This window comes from Natronorubrum halophilum (genome assembly GCF_003670115.1).
Classification (GTDB): Archaea; Halobacteriota; Halobacteria; order Halobacteriales; family Natrialbaceae; genus Natronorubrum; species Natronorubrum halophilum.
Genome location: NZ_QQTY01000001.1, coordinates 567,516 through 585,758 on the forward strand (window position 1 = coordinate 567,516; position 18,243 = coordinate 585,758).

At 64.9% G+C, this 18,243-nt stretch carries 17 protein-coding genes and 1 pseudogene; 12 read left to right on the forward strand and 6 right to left on the reverse strand.

From position 1 onward, the window contains the following. The first annotated feature begins 3 nt into the window (after positions 1-3). From DWB23_RS23675 to DWB23_RS02740, 6 genes are all read left to right on the forward strand, one after another. A complete protein-coding gene (locus tag DWB23_RS23675; RefSeq protein ID WP_275086281.1) occupies positions 4-138 on the forward strand; it encodes a hypothetical protein in 135 nt (44 codons plus the stop codon). A 92-nt stretch (positions 139-230) separates the two neighbouring features. Next, positions 231-1,895 carry an MFS transporter gene (locus tag DWB23_RS02720; RefSeq protein ID WP_162989728.1) on the forward strand — a complete coding sequence of 555 codons (1,665 nt, stop codon included), beginning with the start codon at positions 231-233 and terminating at the stop codon, positions 1,893-1,895. A 154-nt stretch (positions 1,896-2,049) separates the two neighbouring features. Next, positions 2,050-2,502 (forward strand): ester cyclase, encoded by a 453-nt coding sequence (locus DWB23_RS02725; protein WP_121741904.1) that lies wholly within the window; start codon positions 2,050-2,052, stop codon positions 2,500-2,502. Between the two features lie 300 nt (positions 2,503-2,802). Then, positions 2,803-4,752: a threonine--tRNA ligase gene (gene thrS / locus DWB23_RS02730; protein WP_121741265.1), complete on the forward strand. Its 1,950-nt coding sequence runs from the start codon at positions 2,803-2,805 to the stop codon at positions 4,750-4,752. 76 nt (positions 4,753-4,828) lie between these two features. Beyond that, a complete protein-coding gene (locus DWB23_RS02735; protein ID WP_121741266.1) occupies positions 4,829-5,485 on the forward strand; it encodes a hypothetical protein in 657 nt (218 codons plus the stop codon). Continuing rightward, positions 5,482-6,792, forward strand: coding sequence for a hypothetical protein (locus tag DWB23_RS02740; RefSeq protein WP_121741267.1), 1,311 nt, complete (start codon positions 5,482-5,484; stop codon positions 6,790-6,792). Before DWB23_RS02735 ends, DWB23_RS02740 begins: the two co-directional genes overlap by 4 nt. A gap of 21 nt (positions 6,793-6,813) precedes the next feature. Here the strand turns inward: DWB23_RS02740 and DWB23_RS02745 are convergent, their stop codons facing one another. Beyond that, positions 6,814-7,422, reverse strand: coding sequence for a methyltransferase family protein (locus DWB23_RS02745; protein WP_121741268.1), 609 nt, complete (start codon positions 7,420-7,422; stop codon positions 6,814-6,816). Positions 7,423-7,559: 137 nt separating this feature from the next. Between DWB23_RS02745 and DWB23_RS02750 the strand changes: the two genes are divergently transcribed. The 3 genes from DWB23_RS02750 (at position 7,560) to glmS (ending at position 9,730) form a co-directional block, all read left to right on the forward strand. Further along, positions 7,560-8,267: a helix-turn-helix domain-containing protein gene (locus DWB23_RS02750; protein WP_121741269.1), complete on the forward strand. Its 708-nt coding sequence runs from the start codon at positions 7,560-7,562 to the stop codon at positions 8,265-8,267. Positions 8,268-8,368: 101 nt separating this feature from the next. Next, the gene (locus DWB23_RS02755) at positions 8,369-9,079 is read left to right on the forward strand and encodes a phosphoribosyltransferase family protein (RefSeq protein ID WP_121741270.1); all 711 of its coding nucleotides are present in this window, start codon (positions 8,369-8,371) and stop codon (positions 9,077-9,079) included. 201 nt (positions 9,080-9,280) lie between these two features. Further along, entirely contained in the window at positions 9,281-9,730 is a 450-nt protein-coding gene (glmS, locus tag DWB23_RS02760; RefSeq protein WP_121741271.1) for a methylaspartate mutase subunit S, read from the forward strand. A gap of 179 nt (positions 9,731-9,909) precedes the next feature. Here the strand turns inward: glmS and DWB23_RS02765 are convergent, their stop codons facing one another. From DWB23_RS02765 to DWB23_RS02780, 4 genes are all read right to left on the reverse strand, one after another. Then, positions 9,910-10,338 carry an arsenate-mycothiol transferase ArsC gene (locus DWB23_RS02765; protein WP_121741272.1) on the reverse strand — a complete coding sequence of 143 codons (429 nt, stop codon included), beginning with the start codon at positions 10,336-10,338 and terminating at the stop codon, positions 9,910-9,912. 112 nt (positions 10,339-10,450) lie between these two features. Continuing rightward, positions 10,451-10,885: a universal stress protein gene (locus tag DWB23_RS02770; RefSeq protein WP_121741273.1), complete on the reverse strand. Its 435-nt coding sequence runs from the start codon at positions 10,883-10,885 to the stop codon at positions 10,451-10,453. 64 nt (positions 10,886-10,949) lie between these two features. Then, a complete protein-coding gene (gene pdhA, locus DWB23_RS23830) occupies positions 10,950-13,064 on the reverse strand; it encodes a pyruvate dehydrogenase (acetyl-transferring) E1 component subunit alpha (RefSeq protein ID WP_121741274.1) in 2,115 nt (704 codons plus the stop codon). Positions 13,065-13,209: 145 nt separating this feature from the next. Continuing rightward, positions 13,210-13,800 (reverse strand): 50S ribosomal protein L15e, encoded by a 591-nt coding sequence (locus tag DWB23_RS02780; protein WP_121741275.1) that lies wholly within the window; start codon positions 13,798-13,800, stop codon positions 13,210-13,212. A 637-nt stretch (positions 13,801-14,437) separates the two neighbouring features. Between DWB23_RS02780 and DWB23_RS02790 the strand changes: the two genes are divergently transcribed. Further along, the gene (locus tag DWB23_RS02790; RefSeq protein WP_121741277.1) at positions 14,438-15,973 is read left to right on the forward strand and encodes a S8 family peptidase; all 1,536 of its coding nucleotides are present in this window, start codon (positions 14,438-14,440) and stop codon (positions 15,971-15,973) included. 205 nt (positions 15,974-16,178) lie between these two features. Then, positions 16,179-16,910: a hypothetical protein gene (locus DWB23_RS02795; protein WP_121741278.1), complete on the forward strand. Its 732-nt coding sequence runs from the start codon at positions 16,179-16,181 to the stop codon at positions 16,908-16,910. A 54-nt stretch (positions 16,911-16,964) separates the two neighbouring features. Here DWB23_RS02795 and DWB23_RS02800 read toward each other — a convergent pair whose 3' ends face one another. Continuing rightward, entirely contained in the window at positions 16,965-17,876 is a 912-nt protein-coding gene (locus DWB23_RS02800; protein ID WP_121741279.1) for a serine/threonine-protein kinase RIO2, read from the reverse strand. Between the two features lie 212 nt (positions 17,877-18,088). Between DWB23_RS02800 and DWB23_RS02805 the strand changes: the two are divergent. Continuing rightward, positions 18,089-18,226, forward strand: a pseudogene (locus tag DWB23_RS02805) (ArsR family transcriptional regulator); the annotation flags it as partial. Positions 18,227-18,243: the final 17 nt, after the last annotated feature.

Genomic DNA, 18,243 nt, shown 5'->3' on the forward strand with positions numbered 1-18,243 from the left:
GTGATGCTCGGCGAACCGCAAAACGAGTATCGGTCGCTCGACACCGGCGATTCGGCGCTCGAGGCGTTCGCGATCGACGGGTGGATACGCGACGTGCGAGCGGGCTACGGCCGCGCTCGTGACCGTCCAGTATCGTGACAGACGGAAGGTAGATGCTGACTGTGAGCGTACAGTGCGTGACTCCCTCGGGATCGGAGACACGCTGGTTCTGTCGCGAGTCGGAGCGTACCATGGGAACAGACGAGCGACGGCAAGTGGACGAATCGTTACGGACCGAGGGGCCGAACGCGCCGGCGCGGCGCTGGCTGCCGCGGCGACTCCGCAACCGATCGGCGATCACCGAGGAGAACCGAAAGTGGTGGGTGGTCGCCGCGACGGGTCTGGCAATGGTGCTCGTCACGATCGACTTCAACGGGATCACGGTCGCGCTCCCGACTATCGGCCGAGATCTCGGCACCTCGACGACGGGGTTGCAGTGGACGATCAACGCCTATCTGCTCTCCTTTGCGGCGTCGATGGTCGCCTTCGGTCGGCTGGCCGACATCTTCGGTCGACGCCGAATACTCCTCGTCGGGATCGGCATCTTTACCGGCGCGTCCGCGCTGTGCGGCCTCGCCCAGACCGACTGGTGGCTCATCGGTGCGCGCGTCGTTCAGGGAGTCGGTGCCGCTGGATTCTTCGCGGCCTCGCTGCCGATCGTCAGCAACGCCTTCCCGAAGGAAGAGCGCGGGAAGGGGATCGCGATGTGGGCCGCCGTCAGCGGACTGGGGCTCGCCGTCGGGCCGCTCGTCGGCGGCTTCCTCACCGAGACCCTCTCGTGGCGGTGGTTTTTCTTTTTCAACGTCCCGGTCGCGGCGATTATGGTCGTCATCACGCTCGCGGTCGTCCGCGAGTCGCGCGACGAGACCGTCGAGGATCACGTCGATCTCGTCGGTCTGGTCACCGTCACCGCCGCGCTCGTGGCGCTGGTGTTGGGCATTCAACAGAGCGACACGCTCGGATGGACGTCCCCGTTCGTGATCGGGTCCGTAGCCGGTTCGGTCGTCCTGTTCGCGCTGTTCGCGTTCGTCGAATCGCGCGTCGACGATCCGTTGATCGATCTCGGGTTGTTCATCAACCGCAGCTACCTCGGCGCGAACGCGGTCGGGTTCACGTCCAACTTCGGAATCGGGGCGCTGCTGTTCTTCCTCACGCTGTACCTCCAGAACGTGCTCGGCTACTCGCCGATGCGCACGGGACTCGTGTTCGTCGTGTTCACCGTACCGCTGGTCATCTTCGAAACGAAATCGAACGAGATAGCCGACAGGGTCGGCCCGCGGTCGGCGATGGCGGGCGGAATGGCGGTCATGACGGGCGCGTTTCTGCTGTTGACCCTGACGACGCCGACGAGCGGACCGCTGCTCATGCTCGTCGCGTTGGCGATCATGGGCGTCGGGCTCGGCGTGGCCTACTCCGTCTCGAGCACGGCGGGCATGGCGGCGGTCGACGATTCGAAAGCCGGCGCGGCCTCGGGAATCCTGGGTATGGTCCGGATTCTGGGCGTCGTCTTCGGCATCGCGATCGGCGGTGCGCTGTTCAAGGCGCTCGAGACGCGGCGGCTCGCGACGCTGCTCGGCAACGCCGGTGCCACGCTCGACGCGGCCGACCGGGCGGAGATCCGCGGGTTGCTCTCGGGCTCGAGCGCCGCCGAGGCGAAGCTGAGTCGGATCGCGCCCGAAGCCGCCGGGGAGATCCATCGCGTGGTTCGCGAGGCGTTCGTCTACAGCTTCGACGGGGTGATGATTCTCTGTCTGATCGTCTCGGTCGTCGGGGTGCTCGGCGCGTTACTCGTGTCCGAAACCGCGTCGCAGTCGGACCGGGGCGACGAAGGCGAACCGGAGAACCCTCGGCAGTAAGACAGCGCCGTCCGGAAAGCGCCACGCACGTGATAGGGCGGCCTTTACAAACCGGTTCGTGGTACGTCGTCGAGCCGTTTCGATGAGACCGACGGTTCGGGACGCGGTCGTGCTCCGGACTCGAGGAGGCCGACGGTACGAGGTGTTCCACAGAATGACGACAGAACCGAAAGCACTGGTGCGACGCGATCCGGAGGAGATCTGGACGGCGGGGAATCTCGACGCCATCGACGAACTCTTTGCGGACGGCTTCGTCCTGCACGATCCGTCGACTGACGGCGAATCCCGAGGACGCGACGATTACAGGGAGTACGTCGAAACGTATCGAGCGGCGTTTCCGGACGTCGAATACGAGGTCGAATCGATCGTCGCCGAGGGCGGTATCGTCGCGTTGCGATACACTGCCGGCGGCACCCACGAGGGCGAGTTCATGGGAATAGCGCCGACCGGCGAACGCGTCTCGGTGTCGGGGATGGAGCAGTATCGCGTCGAGGACGGGCGGATCGTCGAGATGTGGACGAGTTACGACGCACTCGGACTGTTTCAGCAACTCGGCGTCGTCCCTCCGCTCGAGGAACTCGGCGACGGCGCGAGTCCGGAGGCGTGAAACGGCGGCCTCGGATCGAAGATTGCGCCACACCGCTTCCGACGAGGGTCTCGACACCGCTCGAGTTCGCACGCGGTTTCCGTTCGTGGGCGATCGGTGTCGCACACCATCAGAAGGTTTTTATCCCGCACGAGACAATTCGAGTTCACGATGGTAGGTGTCCGCTTTACAGGGGCTTTCGCCCGCTTCTAACCCACACCTACCGCTCGCTGTGTCGGCCGAAATCCACAGCGCAGCGGCACACGCGGACGCCCGGCCGAACTTCTGTGTGAAGTTCACCAACCAGCCACAGCACTACCCATGTCAGAATCAGATCCCCAGTCGGAAGAACGGATAGTAGTCGTACTGCCGGACGGGTCCGAACTCGAGGTCCCGTCCGACGCGACGGTCGAAGACTGCGCCTACGAGATCGGCCCCGGCCTCGGCCGCGACACAGTCGCCGGGAAACTCGACGGCGAACTCGTCGCGAAGGAAGCGCCAGTCTACGACGGCGTCGACCTCGAGATCGTTACCGATCAGTCCGACGAGTACCTCCGGGTCATGCGTCACTCGGCCTCGCACTGCCTCGCCCAGGCCGTCGAGCGCCACTACGACGACGTCGACCTCGCCATCGGTCCGCCGACGGACGACGGCTTCTACTACGACTTCGACAACCTCGACATCGACGAGGAAGACCTCGCCGACCTCGAGGCCGAAATCGAGGAGATCATCGCCGAGGACTACGAGATCGAGCGCGAGGAGGTCTCGATCGAGGAGGCCGAGGAGCGACTCGCCGACGAGCCCTACAAGCTCGAACTCCTCGAGGAACTCGCCGAGGAAGGCCAGCAGGTCACCTTCTACAGTCAGGGCGAGTGGGAGGACCTCTGTGCCGGCCCCCACGTCACTTCGACGGGCGAAATCGGGGTCGTCGAACTGCTCGAGATCGCGGGTGCCTACTGGCGCGGCGACGAGGAAAACACGATGCAGACGCGGATATACGGCACCGCCTTCGAGGACGAGAGCGATCTCGAGGCGTTCCTCGAACGCCAGCAAGAGGCCGAGAAGCGCGACCACCGGAAGATCGGCAACGAGATGAACCTGTTCTCGATTCAGGACGTCACCGGCCCCGGACTGCCGCTGTATCACCCGCCGGGGAAGACGGTGCTCAAGGAACTCGAGGACTTCGTCGAAGACCTCAATCAGGACGCGGGCTACGACTACGTCGAGACGCCCCACGTGTTCAAGACGGACCTCTGGCACCGCTCGGGTCACTACCAGAACTACGCCGACGACATGTTCATCTTCGACGTCGGCGACGACGAGTTCGGCCTGAAGCCGATGAACTGTCCCGGTCACGCCGCGATCTTCCAGGACCAGTCCTGGAGCTACCGCGACCTCCCCATCAGGTACGCCGAGAACGGCAAGGTGTATCGGAAGGAACAGCGCGGCGAACTCTCCGGTCTCTCGCGGGTCTGGGCCTTCACGATCGACGACGGCCACCTGTTCATTCGGCCCGACCAGATCGAGCGCGAGGTCGAGGAGATCATGGACATGATCACGGAGGTCCTAGAGACGTTCGACCTCGAGTACGAGATGGCCCTCGCGACGCGCCCCGAGAAGTCGGTTGGCAGCGACGAGATCTGGGAGAAGGCGGAGGAGCAACTCGAGAACGTCCTCGAGAAGCGCAACCTCGACTACGAACTCGAGGAGGGCGACGGCGCGTTCTACGGGCCGAAGATCGACTTCGCGTTCGAGGACGCCATCGGCCGCTCGTGGGACGGTCCGACGGTCCAGTTGGACTTCAACATGCCCGACCGGTTCGACCTCTCCTACGTCGGCGAGGACAACGAGGAACACGAGCCGGTGATGATCCACCGCGCGCTCTACGGCAGCTACGAGCGGTTCTTCATGATGCTCATCGAGCACTACGAGGGTCGCTTCCCGCTGTGGCTCGCCCCCGAGCAGGTCCGCGTGCTCCCCATCTCGGACAACAACCTCGGCTACGCATACCGGGTCGCCAACGAGTTCGACGACTTCCGCGTCGAGGTCGACGACCGGGACTCGACGCTCGAGCGCAAGATCCGCGCGGCCCACGACGATCGGGTGCCCTACCAGATCATCGTCGGCGACAACGAGGAAGACGACGGCAACATCTCGGTGCGCGACCGCTTCGAGGACCAGGAGTACGACGTCGAAATCGAGGACTTCAAGGCCCATCTCGAGGCCGAACGCGACGACCAGCGGACGGAACCGGACTTCCTGAAGGACTGAGCACGGCTTCGACACGGTTTTCTTTTCTGTCAACGCAGGTGACAACGTATTTATCAGACTGGTTGCAACTTGGGGTATGTCCGCCCTCCACATCTCGCGACGCGGGCTGCTCAGGATGGGCGCCGTCTCGGCCGGAATCGCCGTCGCGGGCTGTGCCGACGACTCGAGCGACGACTCCGAGTCCGAAACGTCGACGGAACGGTTTTCGGACCTCGAAACCGCGTCGATTCGTGGGGACCCGGACGCGCCGCTCGTTCGACTGCCGCCCGATAGCGACGATAGTGACGGCGACGGTGACGATCCGGACGCGGAACCCGAATCCCTGCTCGTACTGACCGAATCGACAGCGGTCGACGCCCTCGAGTACGACCGCGAAGGAAGAAGCGACGACGTCCGCGAGTTGCTCGCGGCGACGACCTTCGAAGCGGAGTCGGCGCTCGTCTATCAAGCGCGCGTCAGCGAGTGCTACGAACGACGCCTCGAATACGTCGACGCCGGAACGGACCGGTTCGACCTCCAGTTCTGTCGGGTCGAGCGAGACGCGTCGGTCGCCTGTGAGATCGACCGCGAGCAACTGCAAGCGACGTTCGTCAGAGTGCCGGTCGCGTACGAGGACGATCCGTCCGAATGGAGCGTCGGTAGCAGTTCGTCGTGCAGAACGAACGTTACGAGTGACGACGGAGACGAAAGCGAAGACGAAGGCGGAGCCGCGAGTGCGGAGGACGACGAATGACGCGACTCGAGCGACGAACGCTGCTCGGGGCAGTCGGGACAAGTGCCATCGGCGCGACTGCGGGTTGTCTGGACTTCGCGTTCCTCGAGTCTGACGAACCCCGTCGACGGTTCGACGCCGACGAACTCGAGCCGATTCTCGCGACGGACGCGCCGGACGTCGTCCGGCCGGCGCCGGTCCAGCCGAGCCAGACGGCCGTCGAGGACGCCGTCGACCGCCTCGAAACGCTGATCGACGCCGTTCCCGACCCGCTCGGGATCGACGACGTCCCGAACGGGGCCGTGCGAAACGACATCATCCGAACCTGCGGGGCCGCCCGGAACAGACGCGAGGCGCTCGAGGAGTCGCCGGATCGGTTTCGGACGCTTCACGAGTGCATATCCGCCCGCTGGTACGCCGGCGAGGCGGCGACCGCGCTCGAAGCGGTCGCAGGCGAACGGTCCCGCGCGGACGTCGAATCCGAGCGGGACGAGATCCGAACGCAACTCGAGCGACGGCGACGCGCCACCGATCACGTCGGCGACCGGATTCAGCGAACGCTGCTGCTCGAGTACCGACTCGAGCACGAGCTATCCCTGTCGAAGGATCGACTCGACGACGGTCCGTCCAACGGCACGACTGGTGCCCTCGCCGTCGGGGAGATCGGCGGCGCCGTCGAGCGAGCGCGAACGGCGGTCTCGTTCGGCGAGGAACTCGAGCGCCGACACGAGGAACGGCTCGAGGACGAGCGGTCGTTCGCCGATCGGTTCGAGATCGCACTCGAGCGATGCCTCGAATCGATCGACGCGGCGGATCTCCCGGACGAATCGACCGAGCCGGCGGATCTCGTCGAAGCCGACATCTCGGACACGATCGCCGAAAAGATAGCGCTCGAGGAAGCAGGCTCGTTCGTGAACGCCGCCGAGTGGACGATCGAGGCCGCATCGAACGGGGAGACGGCAATGGCCCTCCGGAACGCCTGCGCGTTCGAACGCGACCGACGCGCGTTCGAGACGATACGCGATCGGATCGAGGACGGCGCCCACCGATCCCTCGAGTCGGTCGAGGACGTCCGCGACGTTCGCGAATCCGCGCTCGAGTCCGGGGCCGACGTTCCGTTCGAACCGGAAACACCCTCGCTCGGCGGCGACTTCCTCGCGCACGAGTACGAACGGCTCGGACACGTCGACGCCCGGATTCGGGAGGTGATCGACGACGACTGGCACACTGGGCTGTCCAGCGAGTACGTGGATTACGTCGTGATCGGCGCCCAGTTCGAGGCGTTACCCGAGGCCGTCGCCGTTCTCGAGGATCGACTCGGCGAGTAGTCGGTGGTCGATGATCGATCGTCAGCTCGACGCACTCGTCGCGTCGCGATCGGCAAGCGCGTGGACCGTCTTCCTCCCGACGAATCGGGGTACCCGCTCGGCGTAGCGCTGGTAGCCCTCGCCGTACTCCTCGCACAGCCAGGGTTCCTCGGCGAACGGTAGCGCGAGCCACCAGCCCAGGTAGACCGTACAGACGACGGCCACGAGCGTCGAGTTCGCCAGCAGGGCGAAGCCGGTCGTCGCGACGACGTAACCGACGTACTGCGGATTTCTCGAGTACCGATACCAGCCGCCGGTTCGCAATTCGCCTGACAGCCCCTTCGTCTCCTCGACGCCGAGGTCCAGTCCGGCCGCGATGGCGACGGCGTAGCCGGCGACGAACAGCACCGCGCCGGCGGCGAGCAAGGGACCTCTCGGCAGGCCGAGGCTGTTCCAGTCCAGATAGACGAGGGCGAGCACGACGACGTTGAGCGCGTGCGACAGCCCCCAGTGGGCGTAGTACCGCCAGTCCCGCTCGCCCGGCGGCCAGTAGTCCGCGAATCCGAGCGCGCTGGCGACGACGCCCGCGAGGTTCGTCAGTGCGATACCGACGCCGGCGACGAACGTCGCCGCCGTCAATGCGTCGCTCACGCGTCCACCACCGCCGACGGAGTCGGCATCCGAACGGATATCGACATACGTCTCCGTCGACGGCCGACCACCCTGTCGATTCCCGCGGACACACTAGACGCTTTATAGGCCGGGGCGTCTCGTCGTCGAACGATCCGATGAAGTACCTCGACGTCCGCCTCTACCAGCCCGATCGAATGCTTCACCCGATGCAGCGGTTCATCCGCGAGGAGGATGCGGTCCGCTACGAGGAACTCCGAACCTGGAACATCGCCGGCCGCGAGGACGGCCTCGAGTACGAACTGTTCTACGCGGAAGCCGACCGCGAACCATACGAGACGGCGATCGAGGCCGTCGACTCGGTCCGCTGGTACGACCTGACGCCGATCGACGACGAGTCGTTTTACGTCTACATCTGCCAGGAGACGCGCGAAGCGGACGTCCGCTGGCGCGAGGCGTTCGCTGCACTCGATCTCGTCGTGGTTCCACCGGTGATCTACGACGCCGAGGCCGCGTTCTACATGACCGTCGTCGGCGCCGGCGAGGACCTGCGGGCGATGCTCGAGGGATTGCCCGACGAGATCGACGTCACCGTCCGGGCGATCGGCGAGTACGACCGCCGCCACGCGGCGCTCGGTGGCGATCTGACGGAGCGACAACTCGAGGCCGTCGAAACCGCGGCCGACGTCGGCTACTACGAGGTGCCCCGCGAGGCGGGCGTCGACGCGGTCGCCGAGCGACTGGACTGCGCCTCGAGTACGGCCGCGACGCTCCTCCAGAAGGCCCAATCCCGCGTGATGGGGCGTCTCGTCCGTCGGCGCGGTCGCGGAGCGTTCGGAACGGAGACGGGAGCGGACGACGACTAACGGCCGGAGAGACCGCTCGATCCGAACCGACCACGTTCGTGGGCATCTATCGCACGTAGCGCGATCGAAATACCCATACTTGCAGGATCGTGCATATCCGTATGAACAGAGCCGAGAAGGCGGCCCTCCAGTTGCGGGCCGTCGACGTGTTGCGGATGTTAAAGGAGACGCGAACCTACGACGAACTCGCCGAGACGACGGGCCTACCGGCGGGCGATCTCAACCGGTACGTCAACGGACACGTCCTCCCGGGCACCGAACGCGCCCGCGAAGTCGTCGAGGAGCTGGGTCGGGCGGCGCTGAGCGAGGAACTCGAGGCCCGCATCCGAGTCGACGACGAGGGCTACGTCGACAACAGCGCGGCCGTCTTCGACCAGCCGTTTCTCGACCTCGTCGCGCCCGTCGTGGCTAACGGGTTCGACTTCGACCGCCCCGACGTGGTGCTGACCGCCGCAACCGACGGGATCACGCTCGCCGCTTCGCTCGCGAGCTACTACGGGACTCGGTGTGCCTACGCGAAAAAGCGCAAGGAAACCGCCGTCGAGGAGTTCATCGAAGCGCGCGAACGCCTCCAGTCGGGGATCGAACTCACCTACTACCTCCCCGAGTCGGCCATCGACGAGGGAGAATCGGTGCTCGTCGTCGACGACCTCATTCGCTCGGGCGAGACCCAGGAACTCTTGCTCGATATCGTCGGGACCGCGGACGCCGACGTCGCCGGCGTCTTCGCACTCATCGCGGCCGGCGAAGACGGTATTCGGCGCGCGCGAGAGCGAACCGACGCACCGATCGGCGCGCTCACGACCGTCTGATCGTCGCCCCACTACGAACGCGACCGGAGACTCGTCTCGAGCCGAATGCCGGAGCCACGCCTCGAGTCAGACGAAAAAGGCCGTGGCCGATAGCGACCCGCGAGCGCCACCGCCGATCGCACGAGGGAGACCGTGTGAATGCGTGCCACATTATTAATCATTAGGTTTATGGTGCTCCCTCCGGTTGGTGGTGGTACGAACATGACGAACACAGTCATCCTCGGCGTGATCGGTTCCGACGCGCACGTCGTCGGAATTACCATCCTGGAACAGGCGCTGGAGGCCGCCGGCTTCGACGTCGTCAACCTGGGAGTGCAAAGCTCTCAGCCGGAATTCGTTGACGCCGCAACGGCTCACGACGCCGAAGCCGTACTCGTTTCCTCGCTCTACGGCCACGCCGAGCAGGACTGTGAGGGACTCCACGAGGAGATGGCGGACGCCGACCTCGAGGACGTCACGACGTACATCGGCGGCAACCTCGCCGTCGGACAGGACGACTTCGACGAGACCCGCAAACTGTTCCGTGAGATGGGCTTCGACCGGGTCTTCGACTCCAAAACCGATCCCGAAGACGCGATCGAAGCGCTTCGAGCCGATCTGGACATTCACTCCACGGAAACCGACCGGGAGAGCCAGACCGTCTCGGCGTAACCGTTGAGAGCGTTCGTCAGCGGTTTTTCGCGTCGCTAGCCGGATAGCAACCGCGCTGTACGGCCCGGTTGCACACTCGAGAACGGCGGCCGCGGCTCATACGGTCTGCTGAAAGTCATTTCCGGCGCAGCCGGGACCCGTCCTGCGGTTGCACCGGTAAATCGTTACAGTAGACCGTATCAACCGTCTCGCGCTGCTTCGATTTCGTCGAACAGCGCGCCGACGCGCGCCTTCACGTCCTCGCGAATCTCGTGGACGGTCTCGAGGTCCTGGCCGTGTGGATCCGGCAAATCCCAGTCGCGGACGTCGGTGTCCGCCTCGAGGTCGAGCGTCGAACAGCCCATCGTCGCGACGTAGTCACAGGACTCGAGGGTGTCCTCGGAGATTTCCTGCGGAAGGCGATCGGAGAGATCGATATCGACGTCCGCCATCGCCTCGCGGACGACGTCGTGGACGGCGTCGGCGGGGTGCGTACCGCCGGAGTGAATCACCACGTCGTCGGTCAGCCCGCGCGCTTCGCGTTCGCGTTCGGCGTAGGCCGTCGCCATCTGGCTTCGACCGGCGTTCTGGACACAGACGAGTGCGACGTGCGTCTCGGTGTCGGTCATATCCGACCGCAGGAATCGATCCGCCCTAACCGTTCGTATGTGGTTTTCTGTGAGGAACGGAGACACGGGTAGCCGTCCCGAAATCGAATCGCAGTCGACGCTCCCGTCGAGTTCACCGAACGATCGTCACCGGAACCGGGGAGCGCCGAGCGACCGTCTCTGCCACGCTACCGAGTAGAATTCGACTCGCACCCGTCCGGCCGTGGCTACCGATCGCGATGTGGTCGACATCGTGATCCTCGGCGTAGTCGACGATCGACCGCGAGATACCGCCGACGACGTGGTCCGTTTCGATCTCGACACCGTGCTCGGCGGCCTGTTCGCGCGCCCGCTCGAGGAGTTCCTCCGATCGGGTCTCGTGGTGCTTTTGAATTTCGTCGTAGTTGGCCATCACGCCGCCTTCGATCCCCGTCGCGGCGTAGAAGTCGCCCGGATCGAGGACGTGCAGCGCCGTAATTCGGGCGTCCGGATACTCCGTACAGGCGAACTCGATCGCCTGCATCGATCGGTCCGAGTCGTCGACTGGAACGAGAACGTGCGTTACCATGTGTGCTCCACGTAGGCGGGCCGAGGAAATAAGCCTCCGCCCGCGACCGTGTCGAAACCGGTACTTACGCTGACTCGACCCGCTCGATGGCCGCTCGAATTCGGTCCTCGTCGGGTCGGTACGCGTCCTCTCGACCGAAGAGGGGAACCGGGACATCGTAGCCGCCGACGCGCTCGATCGGTGCCTCGAGCGACCAGATCGCCTCGTCGGCGATCCGAGCCGCGATCTCGGCGCCGAAGCCGCCCGTTCGCGGGGCCTCGTGAACGATCACGCAGCGACCGGTCTTCCGAACCGACTCGAGAACGGTTTCGGTGTCCAGCGGGCTGATCGTCCGGAGATCGATCACCTCGACGGAGGCGTCGACGTTGGCGGCCGCGCCGTCGACGTCGCGGACCATCGCACCCCACGTGACGACGGTGATGTCGGTCCCCTCCTCGACGACGCGTGCCTCGCCGAGAGGAGTGACGTGGTCCCCGGGAATCGGCCGACGAGCGGCCCGGTACAGCGGCATCGGCTCGAAGAACAACACGGGGTCCGGATCCCGTATCGCGGCCCGGAGCAGTCCGGCCGCGTCTCGGGCGGTCGACGGAATCGCAACCTTGAGTCCGGGAATGTGGGCGTATCCGGCCTCGTAACTCTCGGAGTGGTGCTCCAGCGCCTTCACACCCAGCCCGTAGGGCGCACGGACGACCATCGGGCACGTGAGTTTTCCGCGCGAACGACTCCGGATCCGCGAGACGTGCTGGTGTATCTGGGAAAACGCCTGAAAGGCAAAGCCGGCGAACTGGATCTCGGCGACCGGCCGGTAGCCCGCCGCCGCGAGGCCGACGCCCAGACCGACGATCCCCGCTTCCGCGACCGGCGCGTCGTAGACGCGTCCGGGGAACGTATCGAGCAACCCCTGCGTCGCCCGGAAGACGCCGCCGTCGACGCCGACGTCCTGTCCGTAGACGAGGACGTCTTCGTCGCGCTCGAGTTCCGCCCGCAACGTCTCGCGGATCGCCTCGACCATGTTCAATCGGTCGACCCCCTCGGCGGGTTCCGACGCGGCCGTCGACGACCCGCCATCGCCGCGCTGACGGTCCGTTTCCGTCGCGGGTGCAACCTCGAGACCCGACCCCTCGACGAACGCCTCGCGCTGGCGCTCGAGGTACGCCGGCGGGTCGCCGTACGCGGTGTCGAACATATCCGCGGGATCGGCGTTTTCGGCGGTTTCTCGGGCTGCCTCGAGCGCTTCCTCGAGGCCCCGCTCGATCTCGGCTTCGATCTCCGCGACCGCTTCGTCGTCGAGGATGCCGCGGTCGCGGAGGTAGCGCTCGAATCGCAGGATCGGATCGAGCGGCTCCCACTCTTCTTCCTCCTCGACGGTGCGGTAGACGGACGGATCGTCCGCGGTGGTGTGCATCTCTCGGCGATAGGTCGTCGCCTCGATCAGCGTCGGAACGCCGCGTCGAGCGCGCTCGAGCGCCTTCTGCGTGACCGCGTAGACGCCCAGAATATCGTTGCCGTCGACCTGAATCGGTTCGATACCCGCGGCGATGGCCTTCTGAGCGAGCGTCGCGGCCCGCGTCTGTTTCGACAGCGGGGTCGAGATCGCGTACTGGTTGTTCTGACAGAAAAAGACCGTCTGGGACTCGTAGACGCCCGCCAGGTTCATCGCCTCGTACACCTCGCCCTCGCTGGTCGCTCCGTCTCCGAAGTACGTCAGCGCGACCGACTCGCTCTCGTTCATCGCTTCGGCCCAGCCGATTCCCGCGGCGTGTAACGGCTGCGTGCCGACGGCGATCGACGGCGGCATGATCGGCACGTCGTCCGGCGGTTCGCCGCCCTCCTCGAGCCCCATCGCGTACTCGAAGATGCCCTGTTCGGAGAGCCCGCGGGCGAGCGCGGATGGGTGTTCGCGGAACGCGGGGACCGTCCAGTCGTCCGCCGAGAGAGCCGCGGTGCTCCCCACCTGCGCGGCTTCCTGGCCCGTCGCGGGGGCGTACGTCCCCAGTTCGCCCCGCCGCTGGAGGGCGATCACCCGTCGATCTAGGCGTCGGGAGCGTTTCATCGTCCGGTACCACTCGAGCAGCCGGTCGTCGTCGATATCGGGCTCGAGCGACTCGTCGACGCGACCCTCCTGATCGAGAATCTGGACGCGATCGACCGAGAACGCGGCGACCTGCGATCGTGGCATACCGGGGCTACCACGGACGGCTACTTAGTGTCCGTCTCGGCACCCGCGCGTCTTCGGGGCGTGATAGCCCGGTTACGACGCTCGCAACGCGGTCGCTCTCGGCTCGAGGTGCAGAAAAATCGGTTGCGTAATCGACTGCGGAACGTTACTTGGCGCGGCCCTTGCCGCCGTTGTTGGACGGCCGGACCTTCTCCGCACCCTTGCCACGGTTGTTGAGACCGCGGTTAGCCTTGCCCGCGTTGGTCAGGCCGCGGAACGCGCGGTTCTGGTGGGCGCTGTCGCAGATCCAGTTGAGATCGTCGTCGTTCTGGATGGCCGGGTGGTTCGGATCGACGAGGATCACTTCGAACCACTTCTGCGAGCCGTCTTCACCGACCCAGTAACTGTTGAGCACCCGCAGGTTCGGGTACTTCCGGGAGACGCGCTCCTCGCCGATGCGCTGGATGTTCTTGCGCCGCCCGATGCGGTTGACACCCTGGCGCTTCGAGCGCCGACCGGCTTTGTGTCGCTGCTTCCGGGCGGTCCCCTTCCGGACCGAAACCCGGGTCACGATGATGCCCTGTTTGGCCTTGTAGCCGAGTTCGCGCGCCTTGTCGAGACGGGTGGGGCGCTCGATGCGTTCGATCGCGCCCTCTTTCCGCCATTCCTGTTTGCGTTGCCACTGCAGCTCCCCGAGCTTGCCGTCGTCGGGGTCCTTCCATGCCTCCTTGATATGGGAGTAGAAGCTTTGTGCCATTGTGTATCTCCGCGGGCGTTTCCTGGTTCAATCCCGACCGGGGCCAAGCCCCGCGGATCACATCCCGACCTGTGGCGGCTCGAGTGCCGAACAGGTGCCCGCTGGAGCCCGCGACCCAGCGAGTCTACGACAATCTATCCAACTCTCGAGTATAAGGGCTTCGAACTCCGGGGGAACTCGATCGCCGGTCACGACGAGCCGCAGACGGGTCCACCGCCGAACTCGATTCGAGACCAAGATCCGACGAGTTCTCGATCCGTTCGCCGCGATCGGATCGGAGCGGCTAAGTCGAGACTTGAGTCGCGGTCCAAGCACCGATTACGGGAGAACGATTTACACCAGCGATCGAGACGAACGATTTGACACGTTTGTCACAACATTTTTTCAGTCGTTCGTGGTTGAAAGTGTCAGGCAGTGACTCGTCACTACCTGAGAAGATCATGAACGGCCAGATTCAACGGCACCCACCCAGCGGTCGATTCGACGATGCACCGTTCGATAGGTACGACCTCGCCCGTCGCCGTGTTGCGATCGACAGCGCGGATCCGCTGTCGGGCGCCGACACCGCCGACTTCGAGGATTCGACGACGACTGACAGCGAAACAATAGTTCTCGCGACGGCCCACCGATACGAACGATGACTGACAAGGATACTACCGACCGACGGACTCGACGCACAGTACTCAAAGGAGTCGGCACCGGCGTTACAGGGAGCGTCGCGCTCTCCGGCACGAGCGCAGCGCTCGACCTCGGCAGCGTCCTCGACGGACTCACCACAGTCGGTGACACCCTCGTGGACGACGCGCTCGATCTCACGAGCGAGGCGCTCCAGGAGGTGTTAGTCGTCTTCGAAACGAACCAAGATGTCGTCCGCCTCGAAACACTCGGCGTCGAGACCGCGATCGGTTTCGACGTCCTTCCGATCGGCTACGCCGAACTCCCGGGTCCGCTCATCGAGACCGTCGCCGGCTGGGACGCGGTTCGATACGTTTCGTCGAACTACGAACTCGAGTACCACAACGACGACGCCCGCGAGGACACAAACGCGGGCACCGTGCAGGCCGGATCTGGACTCGAGGCACCGTATACCGGCGAAAACGCCCACGTCGCCGTCATCGACTCGGGAATCGACGGCGGCCATTCGGATCTTGAAGCGAATCTCGAGGCGAACTACCAGTACGTGGGTATTCCGGAGGTACAGAGCGAACCGCTCTGGTGGCAAGACGTCGGCTCGATCGATACCGACGGGAGTGGTCACGGCACCCACTGTTCCGGCAGCGTCGGCGGGACGGGCGAGGAGAGCGACGGCGAGTACACTGGGATGGCTCCCGACGCCGACCTGACGGTGTACTCCGCGGGCGTCGGCGGGTTGTTAATCGTCTACATCGTCTCGGCGTACGACGACCTCCTTCGCCGTCAACGTGAGGGTGACCACGACGTGCACGTCGTCTCGAACTCCTACGGACCGACAGAAGACGATCAGCCGTTCGTCCCCGATGACCCGGTGAACGTCGCCACCTGGCACGCTCACGAGGAGGGCATCCTCCCGGCGTTCTCGGCGGGCAACGACGGCCCCGAAATGGGCACCCTGAACCAGTATGCGAAGGCGCCGCACGTCCTGGGCGTCGCGGCGACCGACGGCGAGGGAGCCGTGGCCGAATTTTCCTCGCGCGGGCGCTCTCAGGGCGGCTCGTACGATGCGGACAACTACGACCGGCGAGTCGCCTACGAGAACCTCACCGAGTTCCACGAGGACGGCTCCGAGGACGAGGTCGACGGACCGCTCGGTCTCTACCGCAACGGCGTTGCCGCGAAAGGCGAAGCCGTGATGAGCACGCTCAATCCGGCCGACCCGTTGAACCTCATCGAACCCGACGACGAACTGTATTACGGACTCATGTCCGGCACCAGCATGTCCTGTCCCGTTACGGCCGGCTGCGCCGCGCTGGTCTACGACGCCGCTATTGAACAGCGTGACAACGACGGCGTGCCCGAACCGATGGACGTCCTCGTGACGCTCGAGGCGACCGCGGGCGAGTCTCGTCACGACGCGTACACTGCAGCGTCCGTCGGCGCGGGATACGTCGACGCCCTCGCAGCAGTCGAGCGCGCCGAAGCCGGCGACCTCGCAACGTTCGACGAGATCGACATCGCCTCGCGTAGCGGCGACTGAGGGGCGCTCGAGACGTTCCCGGATCACCGTTCGTGACCCTTCGAACGGCATTTTATATTTCCGTAATCGGTTTATATTCGATCTCGACCGACGATATTGACGATTCGGTCCGGGGCTTTCAGATCGTCTCGCCGGTGCGATCGTCAGATTTATCGACACACATAATTAGTGTTACATATATCTACTCAGAGCGCATAGTACACCCATGGTCTTCAACATCATTGACGCAATGACTGATGGCTTCGACCGCGCTCGAGCGCGAAACGGGCTGCTCTTCGTGGCCGTGTTCGCCGTGCTGGCGATAGCGAACGCGCTGATCACACCCGCGAATTTCGGCCCGTCCGCGGGGACGACACCGTCGTTCGGGGCGCTCGGCATCGCCGCCGGTCTCCTCTCGTTCGTGCTCACGATCGCGACGCTGGTTACCGCGATCGTCGCACTACGAACGTTCACGTCCGACGAGACGGAGACCATCCCGCGTGAGTTCCTGCGACGCAACATCGGCATGGCCACGCTCAACGCCATCGTCGGCGGCATCATCTTCGCCGCCCTCGTCGCCGTTGGGGGCGTCCTCTTGCTCATTCCGGGCCTGTTCGTCCTCGTCACCCTCTACTACTGGAGCGTGTTCGTCGCCGTCGAGGATCAGAACTTCGTCCAGGCCTTCCGCAGTAGCTGGGCGCTGACCGACGGCAGCCGGCTCCGCCTGTTCGGACTCGGCGTGGCCGTCATCGCCCTCGCTCTGGCCGTCAACGCCGTCGTCTGGCTCCCGGCGTTCCTCGTCGGCGGGGTCGTCGCCCTCGCGCTCACGCAGATCGGCAGCGCGATCGTCACGGTCTACACCCTCGCGACGACCGCCCGCGCGTACGAACAGCTCACCACGCTCGAGCACCCGCCCGAACCGGAACCACAACCGGGTTCGGCCGGGATGCCAGCCTGAACCGATCCCAGACGTTCGATTTTGTCCCCGCCGATTTTCCGCACCGAACCTCGCCTACGAGCCGATCTCGGTCACCGTTTCGAACGAGTGGTCGGTGATCGACTCGGCTATCTTGTCGCTCTCGAGGTCGTCCGGAACGTGCTGGGGATACTTTCGGCGGAAATAGCCCACGAGATTCGTCAGATCGCGCCGGAGGAACTCGGCCGCGTTCTCGTGTCCCGTCGGCACGGCCTGTGGCCAGTCGAAGATTTTCACGCCCTCCTCGCTGACGAAGACGTTGTACTCGCTCATGTCCGCGTGCACGTACCCGTTCTCGTACGCGCGTGCGACCTCGGACACGAGCAGGTCGAGGACCCCCAGCACCTGCTCGTCCTCGAGTTTCGTCTGCGAGAGCTCGACGCCGTCCATCTTCTCCATGACGATGGCGTGGCGGTTCTGGCCGATCGGGCGCGGGACCGAGACGTCCGGATACAGCTCCTCGAGGATCTCGTGCTCCCGCTCGGCGGCCTTCCGGGCGGTGTACATCCAGGAGACGTGATCGTTGTCCGACGTGTAATCGCGCTCTTTGTGGACCTCGCGAAAGTTCGTGTACCCCTCGCGGTGGTACTTCAACGCGAGCGGCTTGTATGATCGAACTTCGTAGACGTCGCTTTCCTTACCGACGCCCAGCGGCGAGCCGAACTCGCTGATCGTATCCTGCTCGACGAGCGCTCGCAGGGCGAGAATATCGTAGCCTTCGAACTGGAGGGTGTAGCCTTCGTACTGGATCGTCTTCTTCTCGACCAGACCCCGCTTGAGACAGCGCTCGAGACGGTAGTCGACCTCCTCCGCGGTCAAACTGGAGAATTTCGGGAGCTTCTCCCGTTGAACCCACTCTGAAAAGCGCATCCCCTGTTCGACCCCCGAAAGGAGATAGAAGTCCTCTTCGTCGAGTTCCGGTAGAAGACCGGCAACATTCCGGACCATAGCGGGCGATAGCCGGCGTGTACGTAAAAACGTCGTGACGCGCGAATCGCGACGGTTCACACCGTCGCAAACTGATGGATCGCCAGTCCGGGGGCTCCACGCAGCGATCGTGCGCCGGATAAATGACATGGCACAATATCAAATTCCGGTGCCGGCGAAATCGGCGGGTGCAACGCACCATCGGCGCGGGGACGTCACGGAACCGACTCGAGAGCGACGAGGCTCGAGCGCTGTTCGATCGGAACGATCTCTTCCCCGAAGACGCGTGGCGGCGTCAGTACGACCGCGTCCAGAAAACGGGAGAGATTACCGAGGTCGAAGAGATGCCTCGTCCGGACCCGTCGCACTGATCGAGATCCTGGCGGAC